The organism is Mycolicibacterium tokaiense (assembly GCF_010725885.1).
Classification (GTDB): domain Bacteria; phylum Actinomycetota; class Actinomycetes; order Mycobacteriales; family Mycobacteriaceae; genus Mycobacterium; species Mycobacterium tokaiense.
The window spans coordinates 3,525,488-3,545,437 of the sequence record NZ_AP022600.1 but is presented as its reverse complement, the minus strand read 5'-3'; the positions used below and the strand labels follow the sequence as shown (position 1 = coordinate 3,545,437).

Below are 19,950 nucleotides of genomic sequence, written 5' to 3'. Positions count from 1 at the left end.
GCACCGAAAGGCACTTCATCCATGGGCAATCTGACCTACGACTTCTCCGGACGGTCGGTCATCGTCACCGGCGCCGCACGCGGCATCGGCTTCGAACTCGGCTCGTTCTTCGCCGGCGCCGGCGCGGCGACCTACATGATCGACGTCGACGCCGACGAGCTCACTGACGCCGCCAAACGTGCCGGTGGAGTTGCTGTGATGGCCGACGTTCGCAGCACCGAGGACGTGAAAGCCGCTGTGGCAACGGTGATCGAGGACACCGGCAAGGTGGACGTGGTGGTCAACAACGCCGGTGTGCTGCGCGACAAGGTGGTCTGGAAGCTCACCGACGAGGACTGGGACGAGGTGATGGCCGTGCACGCCGGCGGTACCTTCCGGTTCACCCGGGAATGCGTACCTCATTTCCGCGAAAGGAACTTCGGCCGCATCATCAACATCACCTCCTTCACCGGCCTGCGCGGCAACCCCGGCCAGTCCAATTACGGCATGGCCAAGGCCGGCATCATCGGTTTCACCAAGACCACTGCCAAAGAACTGGCCCGTTTCGGGGTCACCGTCAACGCCATCGCCCCCAACGCCGAGACGCGGATGATCGCCTCCATCCCCGCCGACAAGAAGGCCGAGATGACCAAGGCCATCCCGCTGGGGCGCTTCGCCCAGCCATCCGAGATGTGCCCGGCCATCGGCTTCCTGGCCTCCGAGGAGGCCGGCTTCATCACCGGCACCGTGCTCTCGGTCGACGGCGGGATGTCGATGTGAGCGGACTGACCATTGCCTCCCTGACCGAGCAGTCCGAACTCGATCTCGGCTCCAGCCATTGGATGGAGATCGACCAACCCCGCATCGACGCCTTTGCGGACATCACCGAGGATCCGCAGTGGATCCACGTCGACGCCGAGCGCGCGGCCACCGGACCGTTCGGCACCACCATTGCGCACGGCTACCTCACGATGTCGCTCATCGCGCCGGTGCTCAACGAGCTGTTCGTCGTCGACGATGCTGTCGCGTCGATCAACTACGGCGCCAACAAGATCCGTTTCCCCGCAGCGGTTCCGGTGGGCTCGCGGCTGCGCGGGCGCCTCACCCTGGTCAACGCGGAACCGGTGGCCGGGGGCGTGCAGGCCAACCTGCGGGTCACCATGGAGATCGAGGGCGGCGACAAACCTGCCTGTGTGGCCGAGGTGCTGATCCGGCTGCGAGGCGACCAGTGAAGGCCTACCGTCTGCACTCCTACGACGGGCCGACGGCGCTGACCCTCGACGAGGTCCCCGACGTGCCCCGCACCGATGGGACCGCGGTGGTCGAGGTCAAAGCGATCGGGGTCAATTTCCCCGATCTGCTGCTCACCAAGGGCCAGTATCAACGCAAACCCCAGACCCCGTTCACCCCCGGCTGCGAGGTGGCCGGTGTGATCGCCTGGGCACCAACAGATTCCGGCTGGTCCACCGGTGACCGGGTGATGGCCTTCGTCTGGGACGGCGCCTACGCCGAGGCGGTGTCTGTGCCGCTGCAGTCCTTGGTCGCCATTCCGGACGACATGGGCTTCGACACCGCTGCCGGACTGGTGGTCAACCACCACACCACCCACTTCGCGCTGGCCCGGCGCGGGCGCCTCGAAGCGGGAGAAACCGCGCTGGTGATGGGCGCCGCCGGTGGTATCGGCAGCGCCGCCGTCCAGGTCGCCAAAGGACTGAAAGCCACGGTGATCGCCGGGGTCGCCGGTGAGCATGAGATCGCGGTGGCGAAGGAGGCCGGCGCCGACCAGGTGATCGTTCTCGAGCAGGGCTTCTCGTCCACGGTCCGCGAACTCACCGGCGGTGACGGCGTCGATGTGATTCTCGATCCCCTGGGCGACTGGCTCTTCGACGAGGCGGTACGGGCACTGGCATCGGAAGGTCGCATCCTGGTGATCGGTTTCGCCGCCGGCGGCATCCCCGCGATCAAGACCAATCGACTTCTGCTGCGCAATGTATCGGCAGTCGGCGTGGCCTGGGGCGCCACCCTGGACAAGGACCCCACGCTGTTGTCCTGGGGCGCGCAGGCGCTGCACCGGATGTACGCCGAGGGCACCGTGCACCCTCAGATCGGACATCGCTTCGGCTTCGATGAGATCCCGGCAGCCTTGGCCGAACTCGACGCCCACCAGATTCGCGGGAAAGCGGTGATCGAGGTGGCGTGAGGCTGTTTCGCATCGGACTGACCCCGACAGAATCGCCTTCACCTGGCCTTTCGTCGGCTTTTGCGAAATGTGCGAACAGTGACCCTCGCAATCCGTACTACCCTGTGACCGTGGACAAGCTCTTCGCAGGCATCCGCCTCCGCAGACTGCGCGAGGAACGCGGACTCAGCCAGGTCGAGCTCGCCCGCGTTCTGGCCATCTCGTCGAGCTACCTCAACCAGATCGAACACGACGCGCGGCCCATCACGGCCACCGTGCTGGTCCGGCTCACCGAGGTCTTCGGTATCGATCCGGCGTTCTTCGTGCCCCGCGACACCGCACGCCAACTCGCCGAGCTGCGTGAGGCACTACCCGAGGCGGCCCCCGGCATTCCCCACTCCGCCTCGGATATTCGCCAGTTGGCCAGCCTGATGCCCGAGATCGCCGACGCGGTGATCGCCCTGTACCGCCGCTACCGCGACGCCATGGTGCACCTGGAGGCCCTGACCGATTCCCGGTCGGAGGGGCCTGCCCTGATGCCGCACGAGCATGTCCGGGATTTCTTCTACCGGCACCAGAACTATGTCGACGTGCTCGACCGTGCGGCCGAAGAGCTGGCCGCCGACATCGCCGCCCATGGTGGAGATCTACGCCAGAACCTGCGAGCCCATCTGGAGGCGCGCCACCAGGTTCGGGTGACCACCGCCCGTCGCGACCAGGATGGCGACCTGTACACCTTTGACAGCGATCGGGGCGTCCTGACGCTGGCTGCCGACCTGCAGCCCGGGCAGCAGGCGTTCCGGATGGCCACCCAGATCGCCCTCCTGGAAGTGCCCAACCTGCTGGACGACGTCCTCGACGCCGAGATCTGGCCGGACCAGACCACCCGCGACCTGGCCCGGTTGGGTCTGGCCCACCACTTCGCCAGCGCGCTGATCCTGCCCTACACAACGTTCTACAACGCGGCCGAGAAAGTGCGCTACGACGTCGAAATCCTCTCGGAGCGCTTCGACGTGGGCTTCGAGACCGTCGCGCACCGGCTGAGCACGCTGCAACGCCCCGGGATGCGCGGGGTCCCGTTCATCCTGGTACGGGTGGACAAGGCGGGCAACATCTCGAAACGCCAGTCGGCCATCGGTTTTCACTTCTCCCACACCGGGGGCACCTGCCCGTTGTGGAACGTCTACGACGCGTTCGCCTCCCCCGGTCAGGTCAACGTGCAGGTCGCCGAAATGCCGGACGGGCAACGGTATCTGTGGTTGGCGCGCACTGTCACTCGTCGTCGCGGCGGTTACGGGTCGGCGGCCAAGACCTTCGTCGTGGGCCTCGGCTGTGAGCTGCGCCAGGCGGGGCGCCTGGTCTACAGCAGGGGGCTGGACCTGGTGGATCCGGATGTGATGCCGATCGGGCCGGGCTGCCGCACCTGCGATCGGCAGCATTGCCCGCAGCGCGCCACCCCGCCGGTCGGCAGGCAACTTCTGGTGGACCCCGAGCGGGGACGGTTTGTGCCCTATCCGCTGAGCTTCCCCGGCAAAAGCTGACTCGCTCAGCTGAATTCGCTGAACCCCAGCACACGGTAGAACCCGAGGATGTGCCTGGCCACGTGGTCGGCGGCCGCCCCGCCGTCACCCGCGGCGATCGCGTCGACAATCAGCTCGTGCTCATCGGTCAGGGTTGCCATGGTGCACACCGGGTCGTCGAGCCGTTCGAACCCGGCGATCATGGCGTTGTGCAGGGCGTCCCGCAATGCCGCCATCAGTGCGGCCGCCAGGCCGTTGCCAGAGATCTGCGCGATCCCGACATGGAAGGCGGTGTCCAGCTGGTGATGCTCAGCCGTTCCGGGGGCACTGCGCATCTCGTCGACCAGGCGGCGCAAGTGGTAGATCTGCGCGCCGGTGGCGACGCCGGCCGCCTTGCGGCATGCCAGCCGCTCGAGCATCAGCCGCGTCTCCAGGAGATCGGTTTCGGTGAAAGACGCCAACTGCAGGTGCATCCGCAGCAGCATGCCCATCCCCACGGTGCTGTCGGTGACGATCCGGGACCCGGAGTTCGGGCCCGACCCGGGTCCGGCCTCCACCACGCCGATCGCCTCGAGGATGCGCAGGGCCTCCCGGACCGCGCCCCGGCTGACCCCGAGCGTCTCGGCGAACTGCCGCTCGGGCGGAAGCCGATCCCCGGCTTTGAGCGCCCCGGAATTCAGGCGGCTCTCGATCTCGGCCACCACCTGCTCGTGCGTGCGCAGGCGGGCGGGGGGTTTGGCAGCGGAGGGATTCGACGCCGACATGCACAACCCCCTTTTTGCGCCGCAGGACCCGTCGGCGCTCACTGTACCCAGTCGGCGGCCGTGTCTCCGTTCTCCAACCGATCCAGCCGGTAGTGCAACCGCAAAGCTTGCCAGCGTCCGATCCGCAGCTGGTGATCGGTGCGCAACACCCCCTCCTCGTCGGCGTACACGTGGAAGGTCTCCCGCAGGGGGACCATCGCCGCATACCAGCGGTTGTCGAACCGCACCGCGACGTACGCCCCGTCCTGCCCGAACGAGCGGGACCTCGATTCCAGCCACAGTGATCCGTCCGGATCGACACGCGGCACCAGGAACACCTGAACGTTGCCGTGCTCCAAGGGAAATGACACATGCACGTGCGGCTGCGCGTTCGACGGCAGCCGACTCACCCGGTAGAACCCGCTGTAGACCCGCGATCCGTCGGAGCGCAGATTGCGCAGCCAGGCCGCACCCGCACGAGCGCCGTCCTGTTCGACCACCCGAACCACACTCGACATCCCGCGGCTGACGGACAGCGGTTGCACCGGCAGGGCCAACTGCTTGACGCGCCGGCCCCACAGCCGCGCGATCACCTCACCTGCAGGAGCGAACAACGCATTCCACTGCGACCACACCTCCATCCGCCAGGACGCAGTGTGCTCGTAGAAATCCCGGACCTGCGGATCCAGCTGCGCCGCGCGGAATCCGGGACCGTCCAGGTCCGCCATCGAGGCCAGCAGCCCGTCGCGTCGGTCGACGGGCCGTACCTGCCCAACCCGGTCGAACTCGGCGAGCCAGTCGTCGCCGCTGCCGCCACGGGCCGTGTGCGGCGCCTGCAGCCAGCTGTGTTCTCCCTCGATATCCACGCGGCGACCGACCGTCCGCCAGAACAGCCGGGTCGACAGATCGAGATTCGCCGACAACGCAGCCACGGGCACACGTCAAGGTCTAATTGACCAGACCAGGACTGTCAATCGTGGATGGGCGGCCCAGGACTAGGGTTCGACCATGACCACCGGAGCGTCGCTGTACGTGGAGACCCTGCACCGCTACCCCGTCAAGTCGATGCTCGGCGAGACAGTGCCCGCGCTGCACGTCGGCTTCGACGGCGCCGAAGGCGACCGCCGGCTGGCGTTGATCGACGACGAGACCGGGAGGGTGGCCAGCGCCAAACAGGCTCGGCTGTGGCGCCGGCTGCTGACGTGCGAGGCCAGGATCGACGACGGACGCGTGCGGGTCCGACTGCCCGACGGCACCGATGTCGCCCCCGGGGAGGACGGATTCGACGACGCGGTCTCCGCACTCGTGTCGCGCCGGGTCCGGGTTGCCACCCAGCGGCCTCCCGGCGTGAGCCTGGAACGTGCCGATCCCGATCAGGTTCTCGAACACGGACTGGACGCGGTGGTGGACGCTCCACTACTCGAACTGGCCGAAGCGACACCGGGCGATTCCTTCGTCGATCTGGCGCCGCTGCACGTGATCACCAGCGCAACGCTGGAGCGGATCGGCACCGAAGCGGTGCGCTACCGACCCAACATCGTGGTCACCACACCGCCGGGTTACCCCGCCTTCAGCGAGAACGACTGGACTGAGCAGGTTTTCGCTGTCGGAACCGCGCGGTTGAAGGGAATGGGGCCCACCCCGCGCTGCGTGATACCCACCCTCGAACACGGCGACCTCGGTCGCGCGACACATGCGCTGCGCACCCCGGCGGCCGAGAACCTCGTCGACTCGTTCGGCCTGGGCCGGCTGCCGTGCGCCGGTGCCTACTTCGAGGTGGTGAGCGAAGGCCGGATCAGCGCCGGGGATGCCTTCTCACCGAGCTGATCGACGGCGCCCACCGCGGCCGTCAGGTTCCACCCCGACGGCGCAGGCCCAGGTGGAAGTCCTTCGGCATCAGAGTCAACCGCTCGGCGACGGTGAGTGTGTAGTCCGGGTCGGGCACCAGGTCGTAACGCCGGATCAGGGCCGCGAGCACCAGCACTGCCTCATGCAGCGCGAACTGCCGCCCGATGCAGGACCGTTCACCGGTGCCGAACGGCTTGTACAACTGGGCGGGGCGGGCGCGCAGGTGCACGGGCGCAAAACGATCCGGATCGAACTCGTCCACCGGCGCCAGCCCCGGACCGGCCCACCGGGGATCACGGTGCAGCATCGTCGTCAGCGCCAGGACCCACTCCCCCTTGCGGATCCGGTACTCACCTGCCAGCACGGTGTCCTCCCGGGCGGCGCGGTAATACGCCGGCACCGTCGGCTGCAGTCGCAGCGACTCGTCGAGAACCCGGCGCACGTAGCGCAGCTTGGCGACCTGCTCGAACGGTGGCTCCGGGTTCTCACCCCACACCCGGTCCACCTCGTGGCGAGCCCGGGCGAACACCTCGGGATGGGTGGACAGGAAGTACAGCGCGAACGACAGTGCACCCGAGGTGGTTTCGTGACCGGCAACCAGGAAATTGATCAGCTGATAACGGATGTTGGCCTCGTCGAGCACCGGCTCGCCGTCGGCGCCGGGCGTCAGCATCAATTCCAGAAGGTCGTCATGGTGCCCCAGCCCGTCGACCCGGCGAGCGGCGATGATCGCATCGGTGACCCGGTGCATCTCAGCGGCATGCTGCCTGACCTTGCGTTCGTAGCGGTCGCCGAGGAACGCTGGCAGGAACGTCGCCCGCAACACCCCCAGCCGGTCGCATCCCACCAGCGCCTCCACCATGTTCTCCACGAACGGGTGAGCGCGGGCGGACTGGAACGCGCCGAAGGAGTAGCCGGCCGCGCAGCGGCCGATGGTCTCCAGGGTGATGCGGGTGGTGTCGGCGGAGACGTCGACTGCTGCGCCGGTTTGGGCCGCGCGGTCCCAGGCCCCGGTGAGCTCGCCGGCCGCGGCGAGCATCGTCGGGTGGTAGCGGCGCATGGCGGCCTGCGAGAACGCGGGCATCAACAACGTGTGCGCCCGGCGCCAGTTGGCCTCGTCGTTGTGCGCGGTGAACAACCCGTCGCCGCCCACCACCCGCAGCGCCACCATGTCCGGGCCCAGGTGTTTGCAGAACCGGGTCTCGTCGTTGAGTTCGGTGACCACATCCGCGCCGGCGGCCACGACGTAACGTGCTCCCAGGAAGGCGAATTCGAACAGTGGGCCGAGCCGGGTGGCCAGTGCGGACACCGATTGTGACGGTTGGTCGCTGCGGAAGCTGAAGAGGTCACCCAGCAGCGGGATCCGGCGCGGTGGGTGAGGCAGGCGACGGTCCTGCAGAGCCGTACCGCTGCTGACCCCGCCCACGACCACCGCCATGGCTCCACCTTCCGTCCGCTGCCCTTATTGTACGTATGTCAGATAGTATTCCAGGATGTCCGATCAGCCGGAGATCAAGCCGTCGCGCAGGAGGCTCTCTCCCGACGACCGGCGCTCGGAACTGCTGTCCCTGGGCGCCAGGGTGTTCGGCGAACGGCCCTACGACGACGTGCGCATCGACGAGATCGCCGAACTGGCCGGCGTGTCGCGTGCGCTGATGTACCACTACTTCCCGGACAAGAGGGCGTTCTTCGCCGAGGTGATCCGGGCGGAGGCCGAGCGACTCTTCGAGGCCACCAGCACCCCGGCGGTGCCCGGGCAGACCCTGTTCGACCGGCTGCGCATCGGCGTCCTGGCCTACCTGGAGTACCACGAGCGGTATCCGCACGGATCCTGGGCGGCCTACATCGGTCCGGGCCGCACCGACCCGCTGCTGATGGGCATCGACGACGCCGACACCATGCGGCAGATGCAACGCATCCTCGATGCAGTCAGCGCCGTCGCGCCGGACCTGGACGAGCCGGTGAAACGGGACCTGCGGGTCACGGTGTACGGGTGGCTGGCCTTCACCCTGGAAATGTGCCGGCAGCGCATCGTCGATCCGACGCTGGACGCCGAGCAGATCGCCCGCGCCTGCGCGCACGCGCTGCTGGATGCGGTGAACCGAGTGCCCGGCATTCCGTCGCAGCTCAGCGAGGCCATCGCGGTCCGCTGAGCTGTGTTGTCGGTGCCCCGGGGCACCATGGACACGTGCCCGTCACCACCGACCCGCTGCTCCGGTTCAGCCCACTGACCCGGCAGTGGTTTGCGGGCACGTTCGTCGAGCCCACCCCGGCCCAGGCGCAGGCGTGGAAAGCGATCGCCGACGGCGACAACACGCTGGTCATCGCTCCCACCGGTTCCGGCAAGACCCTGGCGGCGTTCCTGTGGGCCATCGACCAGCTGACCGGCCCGCTCGACCTCGACCGCACGCCCGGCACCAGCGTGCTCTACGTGTCGCCCCTCAAAGCGCTCGCCGTCGACGTCGAGCGCAACCTGCGCACCCCCCTGACCGGCATCGGCCGCGTCGCCGAACGGGAGGGTTCGGCGCCGCCGCAGATCAGCGTCGGCGTGCGCTCGGGCGACACCACACCCGCCAAGCGCCGCGAACTCATCACCAAACCACCGGACATCCTCATCACCACGCCGGAATCGTTGTTCCTCATGCTCACTTCCGCAGCCAGGGAGACGCTGGCCGGAGTCCGCACCGTGATCGTCGACGAGGTGCACGCCGTCGCCAACACCAAGCGCGGCGCCCACCTGGCCCTGTCGCTGGAGCGCCTCGACGCCCTGCTCGAGAAACCTGCGCAGCGCATCGGGCTGTCGGCCACCGTCCGCCCCGCTGAGGAGGTGGCCCGGTTCCTCTCGGGGCCCGCCCCGGTCACCATCGTCGCCCCGCCTGCGGCCAAGACCTTCGAGCTCACCGTCCAAGTGCCGGTGCCGGACATGGCCAACCTGGAGAACAACAGCATCTGGCCCGATGTGGAAGAGCGCATCGTCGACCTCATCGAGACCCACCGTTCGTCGATCGTGTTCGCCAACAGTCGCCGCCTCGCCGAGCGACTGACCGCGCGGCTCAACGAGATCCACGCCGAGCGCACCGGGGTCGAACTCTGCGGTGAGCGCAACCCCGGCGTGCCCGGCGGCCCGCCCGCCCACATCATGGGCAGCGGTCAGAGTTTCGGGGCCGAGCCCGTGCTGGCCCGCGCCCACCACGGATCGGTCAGCAAGGAGACCCGCGCCGACGTCGAGGACGCGCTCAAGAGCGGCCGACTCAAGGCCGTGGTCGCCACCTCCAGCCTCGAGCTGGGCATCGACATGGGCTCGGTCGACCTGGTGATCCAGGTGGAAACGCCCCCCTCGGTGGCCAGCGGCCTGCAGCGCATCGGCCGGGCGGGCCACCAGGTGGGCGAGATCTCCCGCGGCGTGCTGTTCCCGAAGCACCGCACGGACCTGATCGGCTGCGCGGTGTCGGTGCAGCGCATGCTGGCCGGTCAGATCGAGACCATGCACGTACCGGGCAATCCGCTCGACGTGCTGGCCCAGCACACCGTCGCAGCCTGTGCGCTGGAGCCGTTGAACGCCGACGGCTGGTTCGACACGGTCCGGCGCAGCGCCCCCTTCGCGACACTGCCGCGCAGTGCGTTCGAAGCGACCCTGGATCTGCTGTCGGGCAAGTACCCGTCCACCGATTTCGCCGAGCTCCGGCCGCGGGTGGTCTATGACCGCGACACCGGTACCGTCACCGCCCGGCCCGGCGCGCAACGCCTCGCCGTCACCTCCGGCGGCGCCATCCCCGACCGCGGCCTGTTCACCGTCTACCTGGCCTCCAGCGCGGACTCCGAAAAGCCCTCGCGGGTGGGCGAACTCGACGAAGAGATGGTTTACGAGTCCCGGCCCGGCGACGTCATCTCCCTGGGCGCCACCAGCTGGCGGATCACCGAGATCACCCACGACCGGGTGCTGGTCATCCCCGCGCCCGGAGAGCCCGCCCGGCTGCCGTTCTGGCGCGGCGACGCGGTGGGCCGGCCCGCCGAGCTCGGCGCCGCAGTGGGAGCCTTCACCGGCGAGCTGTCCCGGATGGACCGCACCACCTTCGAAAAACGTTGCACCACAATTGGATTCAACGACTTCGCGGTGGACAACCTGTGGCGGCTGCTCGACGAGCAGAAAGAGGCCACGGGTACCGTTCCCACCGACACCACGCTGGTGGTGGAACGCTTCCGCGACGAGCTGGGTGACTGGCGGGTGGTCCTGCACTCCCCCTACGGCCTGCGGGTGCACGGGCCCCTGGCGCTGGCCATCGGCAAGCGGCTCTACGAGCGGTTCGGCATCGACGAGAAGCCCACCGCGTCCGACGACGGCATCATCCTGCGACTGCCCGACACCGACGAGACCGCACCTGGGGCAGACCTGTTCGTGTTCGACCCCGACGAGATCGAGCCGCTGGTCACCACCGAGGTGGGCGGTTCGGCGCTGTTCGCCTCCCGGTTCCGGGAGTGCGCGGCGCGGGCGCTGCTGCTGCCACGCCGCCATCCCGGCAAGCGCTCCCCACTGTGGCACCAGCGTCAGCGCGCCGCGCAGCTGCTCGATGTGGCACGCAAGTACCCCGACTTTCCCATCGTGCTGGAGGCGGTGCGGGAGTGCCTCCAGGATGTCTACGACGTCCCGATGCTGACCGACCTGATGGGCCGGATCGCCCAGCGGCGCATCAAGGTGGTCGAGGTCGAGACGTCCATGCCCTCACCGTTCGCGGCATCGCTGCTGTTCGGCTACGTCGGGGCCTTCATGTACGAAGGCGACAGCCCGCTGGCCGAACGCCGGGCCGCGGCCCTGTCGCTGGATTCCACCCTGCTGGCCGAACTCCTGGGCCGGGTCGAGTTGCGCGAACTGCTCGATGCCGACGTCATCACCTCCACCGGCCGCCAGCTGCAGCACCTCACCCCCGAGCGGGCGGTGCGCGACGCCGAGGGCCTGGCCGACCTGCTACGCCTGCTCGGTCCCCTCACCGAGGACGAGGCCACCGAACGCAGCACCGCCGACGATGTGGGCGGCTGGCTGCACGGCCTGCTCGACGCCAAGCGGGTGCTGCGGGTGGCCTTCGCCGACCGCACCTGGTGGGTGGCCATCGAAGACATCGGCCGGTTGCGCGACGGGGTGGGTGTCGCCGTGCCGGTCGGAGTGCCCGCCACCTTCACCGAATCGGTCAAGGATCCCCTGGGCGAGCTGCTGGGCCGTTATGCGCGCACCCATGGACCGTTCACCACCGTCGACGCCGCGGCGCGATTCGGGCTGGGGCTGCGGGTGGCCGCCGATGTGCTGGGCCGCCTGGCGGTCGACGGCAAACTGGTGCGCGGCGAGTTCACCGATGCCGAGGGTGAGCAGTGGTGTGACGCCGAGGTGCTGCGCATCTTGCGCCGCCGGTCACTGGCAGCGCTGCGGGCCCAGGTCGAGCCGGTCAGCACCGCGGCCTACGCCCGGTTCCTGCCCGGGTGGCAACAGCTGGGGACCGCATCGGGCATCGACGGGCTGGCCGGGGTGATCGAACAACTCTCGGGGGTTCCGATGCCCGCGTCGGCGGTGGAGCCGCTGATCTTCGGGCAACGGGTGCGCGGCTACACCCCGGCGATGCTCGACGAGCTGCTGGCCTCCGGCGAGGTGCTGTGGTCCGGCGCCGGGGCGCTGGCCGGCGGTGACGGCTGGGTGGCGTTCCACACCGCCGACACCGCGCCGCTGACCCTGACCGCACCCTCGGAGATGGACCTCACCGACGTGCACACCGGTCTGCTGGACATCCTCGGCCGGCCCGGTGACGCGCACGGCGCCTTCTTCTTCCGGCAACTGGTGGCCGGTGGTGTGTCCGAGAGTTCCCTCAAAGAGGCACTGTGGCAACTCATCTGGGCAGGCTGGATCACCGGTGACACCTTTGCGCCGGTGCGGGCCCTACTCTCGGGCGGCCGCCGACCCGGGGCGCGCAAGCCGGCTACTCCGACCCACCGCACCCGGCGGGCGCCGCGGCTGTCGCGCTACAGCGTGGCCAACCCGCAGGCGCGCACCGTGGACGCCACGGTGGCCGGCCGCTGGTCGGCTCTGCCTGCGGCCGAGCAGGATTCGACGCTGCGCGCCCATTTCTCCGCCGAGCTGCTGCTGGGTCGCTACGGGGTTCTGACCAAGGGTTCGGTGGCCTCGGAGAATCTACCGGGCGGGTTCGCCACCCTGTACAAGGTGCTGTCGCTGTTCGAAGACAGCGGCCGCTGCCAGCGCGGCTACTTCGTCGAATCACTGGGTGGAGCACAGTTTTCGACGGCCTCCACCGTGGACAGGCTGCGCACCCACGCCGACTCGGTCGACGACCAGCGTGGCGAGCGCACTGCCGTGGCCCTGGCGGCCACCGACCCGGCCAATCCGTTCGGTGCCGCGCTGCCGTGGCCGGTACGCGATGCCGAGGCCGACACGGCCCACCGTCCGGGCCGCAAGGCCGGCGCGCTGGTGGTGCTGGTCGACGGCGAGCTGGCCTGGTTCCTGGAACGTGGTGGCCGCTCACTGCTGAGCTTCACCGCCGACCCCGAGGCGCTCAATGTCGCCGCCGCGGCGCTGTCGGACCTGGTGACCCAGCGCCGCGTGGACGGCCTGCTGGTCGAACGGATCAACGGTGCGGCCGTGCTGGACCCCGGCGCTGACCACGCCGCGGTGTCCGCCGCGCTGACCGCGGCGGGGTTCAGCCGGACGCCGCGGGGCCTGCGGCTGCGCTGATCACGCGGAAGCCAACTGCCTCTCGTGCAGCTGCCGACGGTGCTCGGCGGCGGTGCGGGACCGTCGACGGCTCGCCAGCGCCGCGGCGGCCAGCGATGCCACGATGCCGGCTGCCGACCACACCGCGAGCACCGCGATCGGGCCTGCCGTGCCGTGGCCGCCGAAGTAGGCGATGGCACGCACCGCGTCCGTTCCGGCGCCGTTGGGCAGCACATTGTGCAGCGCCCGCCAGAACGGCGGTAGCAGCGCAGGCTGATAGGCGCCGCCGGCGGACGGGTTGCCGAGGATGACAAAAACCAACACCGTCAAGGCGATCCCCAACGTCCCGAACAACATCTGGAACGCCATGGTCACCGACGCCGCCGCGAGCACCACCAGCGTTCCGACCCCGGCCAGCGCCCACACATGACCGGTGAGCGCACCCAACAAAGGCCCGGCCACCAGTGCGCCGCCCACGCCCGAGGCAAGGCTGTAGGGCAACGTTGCCCCCAGCCGCCACACCGCACGCGGGAACGTGGCCGGTCGCGCTCCCTTGGCCACCCCGAGCATGGAGGCGAACAGGTAGCCGCCGACAGCCCAGCCGATGACGAGGTAGAAGCCGCTCAGTCCGCGTCCGTCACCGGGCTCCAGCGGAACCACGTCGTCCACCGTCACCGTCCTGCCCTCGGACTGGGCCACCCGCTGGAAGATCTGTTCGACGGCCCCGGACACCGAGGTTCCGCCCGCGGAGGCGATCAGCAACCGGTCGCCGGTGCCGGCCGGGTCGACCACGAACACCGCGGAGGTGTCCGCAGTGCTGAGTGCGGCCCGCGCACTGTTCTCGTCAGGCGCCACGCTGGCCTCCAGAGGTTGTCCGCTGATGGCGTTGAGCCGGTCGACGGCGGACTGGGACACCTGTGTGGGTGCCACCACCTGAACGGGGATGCGCTGTGGAGTCGGGGCGTGAAAGGCGCCCAGGTAGGACAGGATGAAGCCGAACTGCAGCAGCAGGACGCCCACCCCCAGAAACAGCGTGCGCGGCGACACGGCGTCGCGCAGCCCTTCGCGCAGCGACTCACTTCGTTCGTGCTTGCTCACTACCGTTCCTTCGTCTCATTCAAACGGATACACATCGTATCGGATACACACTGTATCAAGATGTGCCAGACTGTTCCGGACGAAGGGAATCGCCATGCCGAAGTCGCCGACCAAACGCAGGCCGGTCACCGTCGCCGCCGTACTGGACGCCGGGCTCGCGACGTTCCTCGAGCGGGGATTCCACGGCGCCTCGATCCACGACATCACCGCCGCCGCGAACCTGACCCGGGGGGCGTTCTACTCCAACTTCCCCACCAAGGAAGCGCTTTTCCTGGCGGTCTACGACCGCAAGACCGAGGAGATACTCCAGGAGTTGCGCCGCCTGCTGGACAGCGCAGCACCGGAGGTCGACACCGTCCGACTCCTGCTCGACTACGCGGCCAACGGCGGCGCCGGCGGTGACGAGTGGATCCTGGTGCTCGCAGAGTTCACTGTGCACGCGGCCCGCGACAGCGCGCTGCGCGCCGAGTTCGCCGCCCACCGGGCCCACTTCACCGGCAGGCTCGCCACGCTGATCTCCGACGTCGCCGCCGCGAACGACCGCCGCTCGGATGCGGGCGTCGACGACCTGGCCGGCGCCATCATCGCCCTGTACGAGGGGGCGGCGCTGCTGCGGGTGTCGAACCCCGCAGGCGATGCCGTGTTCGCGCAGATGGCGTCGGTACTGGTGGACGCCTTCACCCCGATCCGCGAACGACAGGCTCGAACCTGAGCGGTCACTGTGAGGTCATTCCGCGGCAAGAATGTCCCAGCAGCCGCCTGAACTCTTGATCGCTTGCGCCACAGCGCTTTACCGGCACCAGCCGTTTGAGGTGAGGGACCGGCAACCTGCCCGAAGTTGCGGATTAACTCGACATCAACTGGGAACCACCTGTGAATCCGCAATCAACCTGCGCGTCAATAGCTTTGGCGCGCTGTCTGATTCATGGAGACTGCCTGTGAGCATGTTGGGAATGTAGGGCACACCGAGGTTTTCGCCGGTAGCGTTTCGCGTGCAGTGACGATCACTGTACGGAGAAAGGGAAACGCTCGATGGCTAACAACTCACGCAGCTTCACAACGCTGGGTGTGCTCGGTTTGGGATCGCTGGCCGTCTCCGCGGCGTTCCTGGGCCTCAGCAGCGCCACCGCCAGCGCGGACGTGGAAGAAATGGCGCCCACCCCCCAGGTGACCAGCCGGCAGGCGCTCATCATCGACGACAACTCCCTGCGTTCCACTGCCATCGGCGAAGCACGTGGTCTCGGCGAGAGCCGCACCGCCGACATGCAGGAGATCAGTGCCCAGGGTGAGGTGCACGACTCGGTGAAGGCGGTTCCCGGTACCACGGCCGCCCCGTTCAACCTCGAGGACAACGGGCAGTTCGTCTTCGATCCGCCGATCGGTCAATGGTGACCCGCTAGCTCGATCCACACGTACCCCCGGGGCCGTCGGCTCCGGGGGTACGGTCGTTCTCATGCCGGAAGGCGACACCGTTTACCGCACCGCGGAGAAGTTGCGCAGCGCCCTGCTCGGCAAGGCACTGACCCGTTGTGACGTCCGGGTGCCGCGGTTTGCCGCGGTTGATCTCAGCGGACAGGTGGTAGACGAGGTGCTCGCACGCGGCAAGCACCTCTTCATCAGAGTGGGTGACGCCAGCATCCATTCCCACCTCAAGATGGACGGCAGCTGGCAGGTGGGCCGGTTTCGCGGACCCGGGTACAAGGTGCGCATCGTGTTGGGTACCGCCGACACCGTGGCCTATGGCATCGATCTCGGCATCCTCGAAGTTCTCGAGCGCAGCACCGACATGGACACCGTCGCACATCTGGGGCCGGACCTGCTGGGTGAGGACTGGTCTGCCGAGACCGCCGCCGCCAACCTGATGACCGATCCGCAGCGCCCGCTGGCCGAGGCGCTTCTGGATCAGCGCAATCTGGCCGGTGTCGGCAACGTGTACGCCAACGAGCTCTGCTTCCTGTTCGGACTCCGCCCCAGCACCGCCGTCAGCGAGGTGGCCGATCCACTGCGGCTGGCATCACGAGCGCAGAAGATGCTCTGGGCGAATCGGTCGCGCGTCAACCGGACCACCACCGGCAACACCCGCCGCGATGAGGACCTGTGGGTCTACGGCCGCGGCGGCGAACCCTGCCGACGCTGCGGAACTTCGGTGGTCCGCGACGCCGAGGGCGACCGGGTGTCCTATTGGTGTCCCCGGTGCCAGCGCTAGCGGCACCGGTCAGGGCTGCCGGAGAAACCTCACCAGACTGTCGTCCATCTCCTGCCACCACGGGGTGTGGTGCACCGGGGCAACGGTGCCGGTGCACGGCGAGCTGAACGACTTGTCGCGATAGCCGGTGATGCTCTCCTCCTTGTCGTGTTCCCAGGTGTAGAAGTGCGCCCGCACCAGGTCGAGGTCGAAGGACGCATAGTCGGTCAGACTCAGCAGCTCCCGCACGTAGTCGGTCTGGAAGTCGATCATCTCGGCGGGGTTGCTCAGGGTGGGCAGCCGGTCCAGCCAGCCCGCGGTATCTGCGGTCATCGCCGCGGCATCCGGTACGGCGGTCGCGCCCAGCACCACGTCACGGGCGAAGAACGCCTGCGGGTCGAACATGTTGAAGGTGTAGAACTGATCCTGCATACCCAGATACAGCAACTGCGGATTGGCCGTCCACACCACCCCTTTGTACAGCCCGGCCGGGTACAGGTTGTTGGCGGTGTGCAGACGCAGACTCGGGTCCAGGAACGGGAAATGATGCTGGTAACCGGTACACAGCACGATGGCATCCACGTCCCGCGTGGTGCCGTCGGCGAAGTGCGCGGTGCGGCCGTCGACGTGCTGCAGCGCCGGCACCTCGTCGATGCCGTCCGGCCAGCCGAATCCCATCGGGTTGTGCCGGTAGGCGATGGTCACCGACTTCGCCCCGTACTTGCGGGACTGCAGCGCGATGTCCTCGGCTGAATAGCTGCTTCCCAACACCAGCAGGTCCTTTCCGGCGAACTCGCAGGCATCCCGGAAATCGTGGGAATGCAGGATGCGGCCGGGAAAGGTCTGGAAGCCCGGGTACTCCGGTAGGTGCGGAGTGGAGAAGTGCCCGGAGGCCACGATCACGAAATCGAACTGCTCGGAGTTGAACTCGTTGTCCACCAGGTCCTCGGTGGTGACGGTGAACATCCCGGCCCCGAAGCTCACCTGCCGGACCGCGGTGTCGAACCGGATGTACTGGCGCACATTGCTTTTCTTGGCCCGTCCGGTGATGTAGTCGAACAGCACCTCGCGCGGCGGGAACGACGGGATGGGCGCGCCAAAGTGTTCGTCGAAGGTGTAGTCGGCGAATTCCAGGCACTCCTTGGGTCCGTTGGACCACAGGTAGCGGTACATGCTGCCGTGTGCCGGATCGCCGTGCTCGTCGAGGCCGGTGCGCCAGGAGTAGTTCCACAGCCCACCCCAGTCGCTCTGCTTCTCGAAGCAGACCACCTCACCGACGTCTGTGCCCTCAGCACGAGCCAGCTCGAACGCGTGCAGTTGCGCCAAGCCGCAGGGGCCGGCACCGATGATCGCCGTACGGGTCATGAACAGTCTCCTAGGAGCGTGGTCGCGTTTTGTCGGGGTCGTAGAAGGGGAACCGGACGACGGTGGCCGGGAGACGCTTGCGGTGACCGTCGAGCTTGCCGATCTCGACAGTCGTGCCGATGTCGGCGTGTTGGATTGCCATGCGGCACAGGGCGATGGATGCACTGAGCACCGGCGAACGCACACCGGAGGTGACCACGCCGACCTGGCTTCGGCCGAGGTGCACGCAGTCGCCGTGCCCGACAGTGTCATTGCCCTCCATGCGCAGGCCCACCAGCACGCGTTGCGGGTGGGCTTTGCGCTCGATCAACGCCTCGCGGCCCAGGAAGTCGTGCGCCTTGGACTTCAGCGGCACCGTGAACCCCACCCCGGCTTCCCAGGGGTCGGTCTGGTCGTCGAATTCGGTGCCCTTGGCCACCAGACCCGCTTCCACCCGCAACATCTCGAGTGCGTCCAGACCCAGCGGCAACAGCCCGTGCGGCGCACCCGCCGCCCACACCGCATCCCAGGCGGCGGCCGCATCACGCGGGTGGGCCCAGACCTCGTAGCCGAGTTCACCGGTGTACCCCGTCCGCGACACCAGCACCGGTGGCCCCGCCGGTCCGCCGAGGCGGCCGATCAGGAACCGGAACCAGCCGAGTTCACGCAAGGTCGGCTGGGTGGGCGGGGTCCAGATGACGTCGGCGAGCAGGTCGCGGCTGGCCGGTCCCTGCACGGCGATGTTGTGCAGATGGTCGCTGGAGTCCTTGATCCACACCTGACTCAGGCCACGCCGGGCGGCCTGCTCACGTAGCCATTCCCCGTCGTAGGGGTCGCCACCGACAAAGCGGAAATTGTTGTCGCCCAACCGGAAGAGCGTGCAGTCGTCCATCATGCCACCGGTGTCGGTACACATCGCCGAATACACCACCTGCCCCTGGGACAACCGTCGGACATCGCGGGTGAGCGCCCACTGCAGCAATGCCTCGGCGTCGGGGCCCAGCACCTCGTACTTGCGCAGGGCCGACAGATCCATCACAGCGGCCCGCTCCCGGCAGGCCCAGTACTCCTGCTGCGCCCCGTGAGCCTCGAAGGTGCTGGGTAGCCAGTAGCCGGCGTACTCGGTGAAGTGCCGGGTCAGCGGTTCGGTGCGCGACGCGAAGGCGGTCTTCTTGGTCAGCACCGTCTCGGCATCCGGGGTGACGCGATGGCCCAGCGCCACGGAGAACCTCCTGGTCGAATCGTAAACGCGCACATGGATATCGGTGGGAATCCAGCCGTTGGCCGGATCGATGTCGTCCGGGCAGGCCGATGAGGCGCACACCAGGTCGGCGGTGGCCCGCAGCAACACGTAGTCACCTGCCCGTGACCAGGGCTCGTCCATCACCAGCTGGTGCGCCGCGTCGAAAGCGGTGTTGTAGAACAGGTTCAGGGCGGGCCAACCGGTGCGCCTGCGCACCCCGTACGTCGATAGGGCGGCGTTGAAGTTGTCGGTGCAGTTGATGTGACCCGGGTAGCCCATGTCCTCGTAATACTTGGCGTTGCAGGCCAACCCGAAGGTGTCGTGGCGCCCCACGGTGTCGCGCACCACTTCCACCAGCGCCGCCCCCCTGGCGTCGAAGAACTTCCCCCGCAGACCCGGCTGCGGGTAGGCGCTTCCGACGATGGTGCGGGTGGTGGTGGCATCGAGGCCGAACTCCCGGCCGTCCTGCAGCGCCCGGGCGTCGAAGGCCAGGAAGTCCGAGCACTGCCGGCCCTCGACGTCGATGATCTGGATGAACTGCCCGGCCTTGACCTGATAGTCCAGCGCGGTGGAGGCGTCGATGCGCATGTCCAGCAGTGGCTCGGCCAGTGGCGCAGGCAATTCCACCGGGCCCATCCGGGTGGGGTCGGCGCGGCGCAGGTGGACCCACAGCTCCGACGGTGGATTGGGCTCCAGACTGTCGATCTGCATCGGCACCGCGGGAGCAGCCAGCAGCAGCACCGCGTCGTCGTCGACATCGAACCCCACCAGGGCACCCGCGCGGGTGTGCCCGTCGAACAGGCGCGTGGCCCGCGCCTCATCTGCGACCACCCCGTAGGAGGCCACCATGCCCAGGATGCGACGAGCCGCGTAACCGTCTTCTTCGTCGCCGGGCACCAGTCGCTGCAGCACAGTGGCGGGAGCATCGGCCGGGGCGCCGGGAACGGCCCCGGGGTTGGAAGAGAGCACTGTCAGTTCGGCCGGCTGCCGGCCGAACTGGTCGATGACGTCGAGGTGGTCACCGGGATGAACCCGAATCGCGGTGATCGAACCGGGTTGCACCCGGTAGGTCTCGAGTGCGGGCGCGGCGAGCGTCACGTCG

Annotated in this window: 16 protein-coding genes; 10 read left to right on the top strand and 6 right to left on the bottom strand. The window is 68.3% G+C overall.

The features are described from left to right. Positions 1-21: 21 nt before the first annotated feature. From G6N58_RS17265 to G6N58_RS17250, 4 genes are all read left to right on the top strand, one after another. Positions 22-759, top strand: a complete 738-nt coding sequence (locus tag G6N58_RS17265) for an SDR family NAD(P)-dependent oxidoreductase (protein WP_068915834.1) — start codon at positions 22-24, stop codon at positions 757-759. Next, on the top strand, positions 756-1,211 hold the full coding sequence (locus tag G6N58_RS17260; protein ID WP_068915833.1) for a MaoC family dehydratase: 456 nt from the start codon (positions 756-758) through the stop codon (positions 1,209-1,211). Before G6N58_RS17265 ends, G6N58_RS17260 begins: the two co-directional genes overlap by 4 nt. Then, positions 1,208-2,179: an NADPH:quinone oxidoreductase family protein gene (locus G6N58_RS17255; protein ID WP_068915832.1), complete on the top strand. Its 972-nt coding sequence runs from the start codon at positions 1,208-1,210 to the stop codon at positions 2,177-2,179. The genes G6N58_RS17260 and G6N58_RS17255 overlap by 4 nt, the downstream gene beginning before the upstream one ends. A 110-nt stretch (positions 2,180-2,289) precedes the next feature. After that, the gene (locus G6N58_RS17250) at positions 2,290-3,699 is read left to right on the top strand and encodes a short-chain fatty acyl-CoA regulator family protein (RefSeq protein ID WP_115281448.1); all 1,410 of its coding nucleotides are present in this window, start codon (positions 2,290-2,292) and stop codon (positions 3,697-3,699) included. A gap of 5 nt (positions 3,700-3,704) precedes the next feature. Here the strand turns inward: G6N58_RS17250 and G6N58_RS17245 are convergent, their stop codons facing one another. Together G6N58_RS17245 and G6N58_RS17240 are read right to left on the bottom strand one after the other, a co-directional pair. Continuing rightward, positions 3,705-4,442, bottom strand: a complete 738-nt coding sequence (locus G6N58_RS17245) for a FadR/GntR family transcriptional regulator (RefSeq protein ID WP_115277905.1) — start codon at positions 4,440-4,442, stop codon at positions 3,705-3,707. A 38-nt stretch (positions 4,443-4,480) separates the two neighbouring features. Next, complete coding sequence (locus tag G6N58_RS17240) at positions 4,481-5,353, bottom strand: hypothetical protein (protein ID WP_115281449.1); 873 nt, start codon at positions 5,351-5,353, stop codon at positions 4,481-4,483. A gap of 76 nt (positions 5,354-5,429) precedes the next feature. On the opposite strand from G6N58_RS17240, the gene G6N58_RS17235 reads away from it, so the two are divergent. Beyond that, entirely contained in the window at positions 5,430-6,248 is an 819-nt protein-coding gene (locus G6N58_RS17235; protein WP_115277906.1) for an MOSC domain-containing protein, read from the top strand. Between the two features lie 22 nt (positions 6,249-6,270). Here the strand turns inward: G6N58_RS17235 and G6N58_RS17230 are convergent, their stop codons facing one another. Then, positions 6,271-7,707, bottom strand: coding sequence for a cytochrome P450 (locus tag G6N58_RS17230; RefSeq protein WP_068915828.1), 1,437 nt, complete (start codon positions 7,705-7,707; stop codon positions 6,271-6,273). A 73-nt stretch (positions 7,708-7,780) separates the two neighbouring features. On the opposite strand from G6N58_RS17230, the gene G6N58_RS17225 reads away from it, so the two are divergent. Both G6N58_RS17225 and G6N58_RS17220 read left to right on the top strand, forming a co-directional pair. Further along, the gene (locus G6N58_RS17225; protein ID WP_115281450.1) at positions 7,781-8,422 is read left to right on the top strand and encodes a TetR/AcrR family transcriptional regulator; all 642 of its coding nucleotides are present in this window, start codon (positions 7,781-7,783) and stop codon (positions 8,420-8,422) included. A 35-nt stretch (positions 8,423-8,457) separates the two neighbouring features. Beyond that, positions 8,458-12,999, top strand: coding sequence for an ATP-dependent helicase (locus G6N58_RS17220; RefSeq protein ID WP_115277907.1), 4,542 nt, complete (start codon positions 8,458-8,460; stop codon positions 12,997-12,999). On the opposite strand, the gene G6N58_RS17215 is transcribed toward G6N58_RS17220, so the two are convergent. Continuing rightward, entirely contained in the window at positions 13,000-14,076 is a 1,077-nt protein-coding gene (locus G6N58_RS17215; RefSeq protein ID WP_115277908.1) for a YhgE/Pip domain-containing protein, read from the bottom strand. It lies immediately after the preceding gene. 94 nt (positions 14,077-14,170) lie between these two features. Here G6N58_RS17215 and G6N58_RS17210 point away from each other — a divergent pair, with 94 nt between their 5' ends. The 3 genes from G6N58_RS17210 (at position 14,171) to nei2 (ending at position 16,282) form a co-directional block, all read left to right on the top strand. Continuing rightward, positions 14,171-14,788, top strand: a complete 618-nt coding sequence (locus G6N58_RS17210) for a TetR/AcrR family transcriptional regulator (protein ID WP_068915824.1) — start codon at positions 14,171-14,173, stop codon at positions 14,786-14,788. A 320-nt stretch (positions 14,789-15,108) separates the two neighbouring features. Further along, complete coding sequence (locus G6N58_RS17205) at positions 15,109-15,468, top strand: hypothetical protein (protein WP_068915823.1); 360 nt, start codon at positions 15,109-15,111, stop codon at positions 15,466-15,468. Between the two features lie 61 nt (positions 15,469-15,529). Continuing rightward, positions 15,530-16,282, top strand: coding sequence for an endonuclease VIII Nei2 (nei2, locus tag G6N58_RS17200; protein WP_115277910.1), 753 nt, complete (start codon positions 15,530-15,532; stop codon positions 16,280-16,282). Between the two features lie 9 nt (positions 16,283-16,291). Here the strand turns inward: nei2 and G6N58_RS17195 are convergent, their stop codons facing one another. Together G6N58_RS17195 and G6N58_RS17190 are read right to left on the bottom strand one after the other, a co-directional pair. After that, positions 16,292-17,626 carry a trimethylamine monooxygenase gene (locus tag G6N58_RS17195; protein WP_115277911.1) on the bottom strand — a complete coding sequence of 445 codons (1,335 nt, stop codon included), beginning with the start codon at positions 17,624-17,626 and terminating at the stop codon, positions 16,292-16,294. 10 nt (positions 17,627-17,636) lie between these two features. Continuing rightward, the gene (locus G6N58_RS17190) at positions 17,637-19,946 is read right to left on the bottom strand and encodes a trimethylamine N-oxide demethylase (protein ID WP_232067902.1); all 2,310 of its coding nucleotides are present in this window, start codon (positions 19,944-19,946) and stop codon (positions 17,637-17,639) included. Between the last annotated feature and the right edge of the window lie 4 nt (positions 19,947-19,950).